Annotated in this window: 7 protein-coding genes; 2 read left to right on the top strand and 5 right to left on the bottom strand. The window is 46.6% G+C overall.

Going from position 1 to position 10,117, the window contains the following annotated elements:
- Positions 1–33: 33 nt before the first annotated feature.
- The gene (locus TX77_RS01695) at positions 34–621 is read left to right on the top strand and encodes an SHOCT domain-containing protein (RefSeq protein ID WP_044503100.1); all 588 of its coding nucleotides are present in this window, start codon (positions 34–36) and stop codon (positions 619–621) included.
- Between the two features lie 84 nt (positions 622–705).
- Entirely contained in the window at positions 706–981 is a 276-nt protein-coding gene (locus tag TX77_RS01700) for a type II toxin-antitoxin system RelB/DinJ family antitoxin (RefSeq protein WP_044503101.1), read from the top strand.
- Positions 982–1,204: 223 nt separating this feature from the next.
- Here the strand turns inward: TX77_RS01700 and TX77_RS01705 are convergent, their stop codons facing one another.
- From TX77_RS01705 to TX77_RS01725, 5 genes are all read right to left on the bottom strand, one after another.
- Complete coding sequence (locus TX77_RS01705) at positions 1,205–2,869, bottom strand: AAA family ATPase (RefSeq protein ID WP_044503102.1); 1,665 nt, start codon at positions 2,867–2,869, stop codon at positions 1,205–1,207.
- Between the two features lie 144 nt (positions 2,870–3,013).
- A complete protein-coding gene (locus tag TX77_RS01710; RefSeq protein ID WP_044503103.1) occupies positions 3,014–6,079 on the bottom strand; it encodes a type I restriction endonuclease subunit R in 3,066 nt (1,021 codons plus the stop codon).
- 16 nt (positions 6,080–6,095) lie between these two features.
- Entirely contained in the window at positions 6,096–7,328 is a 1,233-nt protein-coding gene (locus TX77_RS01715; RefSeq protein WP_044503104.1) for a restriction endonuclease subunit S, read from the bottom strand.
- A 10-nt stretch (positions 7,329–7,338) separates the two neighbouring features.
- Positions 7,339–8,946 (bottom strand): type I restriction-modification system subunit M, encoded by a 1,608-nt coding sequence (locus TX77_RS01720; RefSeq protein WP_044503105.1) that lies wholly within the window; start codon positions 8,944–8,946, stop codon positions 7,339–7,341.
- Entirely contained in the window at positions 8,936–9,490 is a 555-nt protein-coding gene (locus TX77_RS01725) for a restriction endonuclease subunit S domain-containing protein (RefSeq protein ID WP_044503106.1), read from the bottom strand. Before TX77_RS01725 ends, TX77_RS01720 begins: the two co-directional genes overlap by 11 nt.
- Positions 9,491–10,117 lie beyond the last annotated feature (627 nt).

The raw sequence follows: 10,117 nt of genomic DNA on the forward strand, positions 1-10,117 counted from the left end.
GTCAAATTTTTTCCAAAAGAAGGGATTCTATTCATGTCACATTTTAAAATTTTAGGAGGAGATTTTTCTAAAGAAACATCGCTTTTAACTACGTTCGGCTTGATATTTCAGTTATCAGTCCCCAGGCCGGGATTCACGTTAAAATCCGATACCTATGAGCTGAAAAATAATATCGCCAAAGTTGAACAAATCACAGAGCAGAATAAGGCGAAAGTCTTATCCAAGGCCGGGTGGACAACCTTAGGTGCCGTTGCCCTGGGGCCGGTCGGACTTCTTGCCGGCCTGATTTTTGGCGGAAATACCAAATACATATGCATGGCCGTGAAATTAAAAAGTGGCCAAGAATTTCTTGCTGAATGTGATTTACAAACCTATCAAAAATTTTATGACGCTTATTTAGAAACCCGTCGCACAACCGAAGAGTCCTACGATGAAGATGTGGATGAGGACGAAGACATAGACGAATCAACAACTGCAGATGATTCGATACCTATGGACACATACTCCGTTACCAAGGACCCGGCCGCCTTGCTCAAACAATTAAAAGAACTTAAAGACGAAGGAATTATTTCCGAAGATGAATATAGAACCAAAGCACGAAAAATCTTTGATAATATCTGACTCCATATCCAAGACATCTATTGCTTTTTCCCTCTTTATCGGGCATACTCAAAGTAATACCGACACTTAGAAAGGAGATTTCTTATGACGGATCTTACTATCAACGTAGATGAAAAACTCAAAAAAGATGCCGAAGCCGTATTCAACCGTTTAGGGATGGATCTGCCTTCTGCCATTACCCTGTTTTTAAGAACCTCCGTCCGTTGCGACGGACTTCCTTTCGAAGGCAGAATAGAAGCCTTTAATGACGAAACCCTCGCCGCCATCGCCGAAGCCGAAGAACTAAAGAATCATCCGGAAAAATTCAAGCACTACGACAGCGTCTCCGATTTGATGGAGGATCTGAACAAAGACGATTGACACGTCATACAAGCAATAAAGACCCCGGTTTTCCATCATCATAAAAAAAATGGCAGTCCCAGATTAAGGGGCTGCTATTTTTTCGTCCAGTCATATTATATAGATAAATTCGAGAATCTCGATTCCGTTGAAAACACCTCTATCAAAAACCAATTGGCGAGGTCAATGAAGGAAAACGGCAGCCCCCATAAAGGCTGCCGTTTTCCTTCAAAACTCAGTCATCTCACTTCACGACGACATACACTTTTTTCCCACAAAAGGCAATGCCATATTTCCATACCATCGAGATGCCACGCTGTTCAAAAGCTGTTTCATATTTTCGATCTTCAATCTGCTGTAAGGCTTCTTTTGCTTTTTCTTCTAACTGTTTTTCCCCATCGGCACTCTTAAATTCCATGATGACACCGGCCTTTAAAAGATCTTTCGGAAAAATGGCCAGGTCAAACCGCCCATACCCGCTTTCATGATTCGATTCAACAACATAGTCTTTTCCTAAAAACAAGGCCGTCATCCCCAACATGAATCCGTGATAAAAACTTTCTTTATTAGCAGTATCGTACGTACTGGCAAAACAAATGAGAATCCGCTGAAACTGATAAGAGAAGTCAGCGCCCTTCCCGTTCAGCAATAAATCGAAAAGCCCGTCAAAGGTATCCCGATCTGCCCCTTCGGCCAAAGAATTCAAAATCTCCATACTATACACTCGTTTAATTTCTTCATTGGGGATGCGCAGTGAATACCGCTCATAACTGGTCTGTACATCGGAAGCTACCGTTAAATAACCCGTTGTAAGCAACAGCGTGTAGAGTGCACTTTGGTCCTGGCCGATTCGTTCATAAACGACACCTTCATTCAAACTGACAGATATCGGCTCGTCATGTAAAAGTCCCTGCAATGACTTGATACGCAAGTAATCAGCGTGGGAAAGGAGCTCCCGCAGGATGGCGTTATTCGACGTGTTAATCCAATATGGCATAGGAATACAGTGATGGTTGATATAATTGATGACCGACCATGGATTATAGATTTCACTGGTTCCAATACGGTATCCATCATACCAATTTTGTAATTCCGGAAGGGCTGAGGTAATGTTCAGTTCAGCAGCCATATTTGCGACTTCTCCGGGCGTAAATCCAAAAACATCGCTATAGGTATCACTCAATACAGAGCATACCTCTAAATTATTTAATCCGCTGAAAACACTTTCTTTGGCAATGCGAAGTACCCCGGTCAGAACGGCAAAATCGAGGACGGGATTGGTTTTTAAGGCACTGCCTAAAAACAGGCGCATAAAGGCCATGCATTCCGTATAAAAGCCACATTCCCAAGCCTGCTGAATGGGAGCATCATATTCATCGATCAGCAGAATGACCGGCTTTTGGTAATAAGCTTCCATGATTTCCATCAATCGCGTCAAAGACCCGGCCAATTCATTTTCCGTCGCCTCTCGTTTGATGATACGATAAAAATCCGCTTTCATCTCATCATCGATATCGTCGCTGTCGCAAAGATATTGATACCGCAGATACAGCCTCCGCAGAAAGAGCCCCCATTGATCCAGCATGCTCTCCCAAGACAAGTTTTTTAAATCTTTCAGCGATATAAAAATGACCGGGCAAGCGCCTTGGTACTTCATATATTCCGACCCGGCTTTTCCAATATCGAGTTCTGAAAACAAGTCTTGACTGTCCGTTTTTTTATCGACAGAAAAGAAGTATTCCAGCATGCTCATAGTCAGAGTTTTACCAAAGCGGCGAGGGCGGGTAATCAAGGTGACGTCTCCGTGGCGGTCGATGAGCTGACGGATAAAATCGCTCTTATCGACAAAATAATAGTTCTCGCGAACTTTTTTAAAGTCTTCAACACCAATCGGCATCGCTCTGTTCATCGCGCTCACCTCCTACAGTTCTCTTATTCTCATTATAAGCGAAGGTACTACACCTGTCTACAATAAGCCCACTTATACCGTCCGCCCCACCGCTTCGGCTTCATCTGATTCCGGAGTACTGCCATCCGCTGTCATCACCGGCAACTATACGCGTTCCTGTAGTTTCTGAATTTTCTCTTCGTAAAGCTTCCACAAAGCCATTTTGAGGTTCGGCCAATACTTGAGACCACTGACTCCCGGATTCTTTTTCCGGTATTCTTTGACGTGAGATGCTTCTCGCAAGGCATCTTGATTATCCTGTTTGTCATCCGGATCTTTGGTGATGTCAAAGGTTTCAACGTAGTAATCCAAGACCTCGGGTTCAACACACCACTCTTCAGCAAAGTCATCGATGAGCCGCATCCGTTCTTTGTCGACCCGTTCATTAAGGACGTCGGCAAAATTGCGGTTCACAAAGTCGACCGGCCGTTCCTGATATTCCTGCCAAATCCCTTCCAAGATAGCGGCTCTCACGGGGTTGGTCTTGCGGAACCGCGTGATTTCGGCATTGATTTCGGCAAAGAGCTGGCGGTTACGGTCCGAATCTTCGAGGATGAGGGCACTTTCGTCGCCGCGAGCCGCTTCCATCAGTTTTAAAATATAGTCTTCATCGATCTGATCGCGGTGGCAGCAGCGAAGGTCGTAGTTGATGGCCAAATTGACTTCCGGATCGTCGCCATTGTCTCTGCCTTTGAGTTCCTCTTTGACGTTGTTGAACTTGCCGTTATAGGCTTCAATCGTCTCTTCATCGATGCCGTAATCCCTTGCGAGGTCCTTTTCCTGATAATCAGAATAGACCTGCAAATCGGCGTAAGCATTGTCGAATTCCCGATAGGCTTTTAAGAAGCTGAGCTTTTCTTTCCGACTCATGGTATCGACAGCTTCCGGTGTCGGCGCTAATCGGCGAATCCGCTTAAGGGCCTCTACAAACCGGTCTTCCGCCTCAGCCCAGGTCGGCGCCTGTACATAGGAGCCGCCGCCACTGGAATAGAGGGTCATAGCCGCATCGACGGCTTCCTTAAATAGGGCCGGCACCTGAAAAGTGACGATCTGACCGAATCTCTTCTGCTTGTCAAACAATCGATTGGTCCGTGAAAAAGCCTGAATGATGCCGTACGATTTCATAGGCTGGCGGTCGATGAACAGCGTCGAAAGGGACGGCGCATCAAAACCGGTCAGCAGCCGGTCGACGACGATGACGATATCCAGTTGCTCGTCCCGGACCTGATACTTGCGCTTCTTGCGAGCCAGTCGGTCATTGACATTGCTGTTATAGGCATCAAGCTGTTCCAGCGTAAACTGTGTACCGAACATGGTATTGTAGTCGGTCATGGCTTCTTTCATCCGGTCCTGATTAAAGGTATCGCCTTCCTTATTTTCACCGACGGAGTAAGTGATGGCGACCTTAGGGAAATCCGAAAGCTGCCGCCGAGTCGCGTCGTGAACGAAAATGCCGTCGATCTTCCGATCTTTAACAGCCCGGAACAACTGGTAATAGCGCTGGGCCTGCTTGATAGAACTCGTCGTCAAGATGGCCCCGTAAGTCTTGCCCCGGCCCCGATCAAGGCCCAATTTTCCGGCCGACCGGTTGATGATAAAATTGATGACCTGGAGCATATGCTGCTCATCTTCATAGACCTTGGGAATGACCTTGCCCTTGATGAGAGCCCGTTCCACTCCGGCGTCATCCCCTTGAATAGAAATGCCGTTTTCGGCGGCCAAGGTTTCCATATCGAAGGTATTCTGGTATTCCACCTGAAAGCCGAGAACGGCTTCGTCGTGCAAAGCTTCCTTGATGGTATATGCATGGAGGCGCTTACCGTACTGTTCTTCCGTCGTCGCCGGCAAGTCGCCTGCCGTATTTTTGGCATCTTCGCTGAAAATGGGCGTCCCCGTAAAACCGTACCACAAAGGCGACGTAAAATAGCGATTCAATTCCCGCTGAGCCTCAGCCGATACGGCGCGATGGCATTCATCGACGACGAAGACCGGCCGCAGAGCGTGCAGCTTTTCATAAGGCTTCGAGCCTTTGGGATACCGCTTCATGACGTTCTGTAGTTTCTGAATCGTCGTGACCAAGACGTCGCCCTTATCAGACTGTAATTTTTTGACCAAGTCGCGGCTGTTGTCGGTCTCACTGACGTCGATCGTATCGTAGGCGGCATAGGCCTGAAAAGCCCCGGTCGTCTGATTGTCCAAATCGCGGCGGTCGACGACGAAGACAACCTTCTTGATGCTGGGAATCTGGCTCAAGTAGCGGGCCGCCTTATAAGACGTCAAGGTCTTGCCCGACCCCGTCGTATGCCAGATGTAGCCAGATTGGGTGCCGCCGTCGGTATTCGGATTGACGGCCCTGCGAATGGCACGGATGGCGTGAATCTGGTACGGGCGCAGCAGGATCAAGGCCTTACGTTCACTGTCCAGGACCGTATATTGAGACACCATTTGATGGGCTTCCGGAATGGATAAGACGGCTTTCGCAAAGGAAAGGTAGTCCGTCACCGGCCGATTGGCTTCATCGAGCCACGTCGAGAGAAATTTTTCATTGAGCTCACTTTCAGAAGCCGTGGCAATGTAGCGCGTATCGGCAGCGTTGGAGACGACGAACATCTGCAGCGTCGAGAAGATATCCTGGAAGGCATTTTCTTTGAGGTACTGCTTGATTTGGCGGAACCCGTCCATATAAGGATGACTGCGGTTTTTCAGCTCGATGTGAATCATAGGCAGGCCGTTGATCAACAAGGTCACGTCGCCGCGGCGGTCGCGGTTCATGGCTTCCTTGCGGAGGAAACGAATCTGATGGACGACTTCATAGACCGACGAGCCTCCGGCAATATCGGCCCGTTTGAAAACGACTGGGTAGACCCGTCCCAAGGAAGCATCTTCGCGCTGAATCATGACCCGGACGACGCCGTTCTCACCGATGAGCCAGACGGCAGCGTCATAAAAAGACGTGAACCGAAGTTGGTTCTGCACCTGCAAAAATTCGTTATCCGTCAGAGGATGAGCGTCGAAAATCTCTTTATTGTTCTGAACTAAAATGCGGCGAAAATTATCCCATAAGTCGTCAAAGCTGCGGATATCGTCACGAAACGTCCACTGGGACTTCCCTTCCGTCAGCTGACGAATCAGCTTCTCTTCAATACTGGCTTCCGATTCAAAGGATGTCATGGTCATACATCTCCTTTTAGATGAATAAATTTTGAAGCATGAATTTCTTTAATGTCTGTAACTGGTCTAACTTACGTTGATGAAGGGTGATGAGATCGTCAATTTTTTGAAAATACAGTCCGATTTGTTTTTGTTCTCCTAGTCTAGGAAAAACAAACGACATCTTTCCAATCTGTTTAAAATTTAGTCCTTGCCGAGCTCCACCCGCCTGACTTTCCTCGATTTTAGTCTGACCTATATCAGAAGCTAGATTCATCTGTATAAATTTTGAATTGTATTCATTAACTGGTCTGATGATACAAACATGCTGATTAACATTAGCACGCTTCGCTAGTGTATATACAGCACTTCTACCTATTGAAGCCCCTGTAATATTTAACAAAATATCGTCTTTATAGACTCTGGAATTACTCATAGCCTCATCAGTAGCAAAATCAATATATACTACATCAGATAAATCGACTTTATCATTATTAATGTTCTGAGATCTAATTAAAGGAATGCCAGATTCTTTATAAGCTTTCACCCCACCAAGTGGTGTTTTTCCACTTCCTATTTTCAAGGTAATTTCTGATAACTTACGCTGTTCCCAATCGCCCGTAAAGCCCTTTAAGCGAATCTTAGGCACGGTCTCCCCCTTTGCCGGAAACATGTTTTGCAGGAAGTACTTCTTCAGCGTCTTCACCTGGTCCAGCTTACGCTGATGAAGGGTAATGAGCATATCTATTTTCCTGAGATAATCTCCAATTTTCTTTTGTTCATCTAAGGCAGGAACTCGTGTCAATTCCTTTAAAAAGAATTTCTCATCTAATTTATTTGATGAAGTATACGATATTTCAATGCACCGTTGTAATTTAGGGAACATTATATTTTCTAGGTTAATATAGTACTTCCAAAAACTTAAATCATATGGGGTTATATGTTTATATATTGGGAATAGTTCCGAAATAACGCCGTCACCAATATCATTTGCTACAAATCGACCAATTTTAAATTCATTATTTGAATGTCCTTCAAAAGCAATATCCCCTAACCTTAAGACGTACGTCCTTGTATCTATATTATTTGACGTTACCTTATTAGCTTCCTGGTAATACATTTTGGCAACAGATATCCATTTTGTTTTATCAAATTGTCCATTATTTCTTTCCATTCTTCGCTTAAATAAATCACCAAATTTTCGCACTTCCCAATCATCACTAAAGCCTTCAAATCGGACAGCCGGCCTTTTCTTTTCTTCTTTTATCATTTTATACACCTCATTCAAAGAGCTTCAGGAAGTCCTGTAAGTCTTTGGCTTTCTTTTCGTCTGCCGTGGTCAGGCTCTTCATCATGTCCAACAGTTCTTTTTCGTTGGCTGCCAGTTCCGCATTCGTCTTTGACAGCTCTTTATTAAGCTCTCCTAAGTCGATGTCCGGTTCGGGTTCAAAGGTATCGACATAGCGAGGAATGTTCAGGTTGTAGTCGTTTTCTACGATTTCGTCAAAACTTGCGACGTGGCAGAATTTGTCTTCGTCCTTCCGTTCCGTATAGGCCTTAAAGATCCGTTCGATATTGTCTTTCGTCAGGAGGCTCTGCGTCTTTTCTTTGACGAATTCCTTGCTGGCGTCGATGAACAAGACATCGCGGCCGGGCCGTTCTTTCTTCAATACGACGATGGTCGTCGGAATCCCCGTCGAATAGAAGAGTCCTGCCGGAAGGCCGATGACGGCATAGATGAAGCCTTTTTCCAAGAGCTTCTGACGGATTTTTCCTTCCGTTCCCCCGCGAAAGAGGATGCCGTGAGGCAGGACGATGCCCATGGTCCCCGTCGCTTTCAGATGGTAGAGGCCGTGAAGTAAGAAGGCGTAGTCGGCCTTTGATTTCGGCGGCAAAACGCCGTAGTCGGCAAAACGGGTATCAGTCAGGAAATCTTTGTTGGCACTCCATTTTTGCGAGTACGGCGGATTCATCAGGACGCCGTCAAAGTCGGTGATTTCATCGGCCGGCCAGTCCGTATCGAGGGTGTCGGCGTTGCGGAGCTGCTGTTTCGTCGCCGAAATGCCGTGAATGATCATATTCATCCGGGCCAGGTTATACGTCGAGGTCTTGATTTCCTGCCCGTAGTAGTCGATGGAATCGGCCTTTTCGACGTATTTGCGAACGTTGAGCAAGAGCGATCCCGATCCCATAGCCGGGTCATAGGCGGCAAAGCCGCGCTTCCCTTCCTGACCGCGGGTAACGATGCGGGCCAACAAGGTCGATACCGACTGAGGCGTATAGAATTCGCCGGCCTTCTGGCCCATGTCGGAGGCAAAGTTACTGATGAGGTATTCATAGGCATCGCCGAGGATATCGCCGCTGTGACTGTCGAGGTTGAGCGGTGCCAAGGCTTTCATGACGTCGGCAATGAGGTCGTTCTGCCGCTGCGGCGTCGACCCCAGTTTCGTCGAATGCAAATCCACATCGTCAAAAAGGTGTTCCAATAAGGTCGTATTCGACTGCTCGAGATCAGTAAAGCCTTGGTTGAGGTGTTCCAGTTGGAAGGTTTGCTCATTGATTTCTTCAACCAAAGCCGTAAAGGTAAACTTGGGCTTGATGACGTAGTCCATGTCCATCGATTTCAGCAAGTCTTCCTGATAAGCCGGGTCATCATAATATTTCTGATAAACGGCCTGACGCATGGCTTCCGTCGCCACATCGGCTTCCGTCACTTCGCCGCCGTCGACTAAGACCGTCGCCGCCGTTTCCAAGGTCTTGTCCGACAGATGCTTATAAAAGATAAGGCCTAAGGCATAGTCCATATAGTCGGCCGCGCCCATGGTCTGACGCATGACGTTTGCCGAGTCCCATAAAACTTGTTCAAGGTTCTTATTTTCAGTGCTCATTAGATATCTCTCCTCGTTTGCTTTTTTCCAAGTCATGTAAAAGGCCGCGCAGGGCCTGAAATTTCAATTTCGTTTTTTGCATTTCCAAATAATGCTGATAGAGGGCCGTCACATACATCTGTCCCAATCTTTCTTGGTCCGCCATGGAAAGCAGGGGAATTTCGATTTGCTTCAACTGCTGGGCCGACAAGCGGACGATGACCGACCCTTGCAGCAAAATACGGCTCTGTCGGCTGATGTCGTCCGACTCGTTGAGCAAATAACAAAGGTAAGCCGGATGGAGCCTCTTCGTGTCAATGTCCAAAATAGCAAATACCTGGCTGATGAATTTACCCCGGTTGTCGTCCGAAATAATGGCCGCGGCCATACTCTCACTCGATCCCGGTTGACGGTATATAATCGGATTCGTAAGCGTGGCCAACTTCATCCGATAAAAGTCGCGCTCAAAATCCGCATTCGTGTATTTCCGATCCTGGTCGGCAGCAGATAGCCGGGCAACATTGTGCCCCGATACAATCTCGGCCAAGTCGCCTAAAAGTACCATAACACCCTTCCTTTCTCATGATCTCATAAATCTGTACGCCCTTCGAAATTCGTACATTTCAAAATTTACATCTTTCATGTTTTTATCATACGCTTTCATTTATATTCTGTCAACCGTAAATTATCCAATGTACAAAGTTTAGATCAAAAAGCAAAGACCTATCATCCAAAAAAGACGATAGGTCTTTCGTCATGCATTCAGACCCCTTGCGAGGAAAACGGTAATACGACGCTGGAAAGCATATTGATTGGCTTACGGACAAACCCGTCTCAGTCCCCTATTGTATGACTCCCTTTCTAAAAGGAGTCCAAGTAGGTATGGGGCCGGTGTAAGAATATCCCTCCCCAACAGGCAAGGCATGCGCCAATACCCTCCGACAAAAGTAGAAACATCAGAGCGTCAGATTCAGTCCCCTATGGTACAAACTCCTTTTTCAAAAAAGAGTCCATGTAACTCCGGGGATTTTGGTAATACGACTCTGTGACCAAACGTCATACTGTAACGCCCAAACTATAAGTTTCAGTCCCCTTACGGGGATTTTGGTACGCTGACACGCAAACTGGATGGCCGTTGGAATCGCGGACGAAGGTGTTTCAGTCCCCTTACGGGGATTTTGGTACGCTGACG

Origin of the sequence: Megasphaera massiliensis, from assembly GCF_000455225.1 — a bacterium.
Lineage (GTDB): Bacteria > Bacillota > Negativicutes > Veillonellales > Megasphaeraceae > Megasphaera > Megasphaera massiliensis.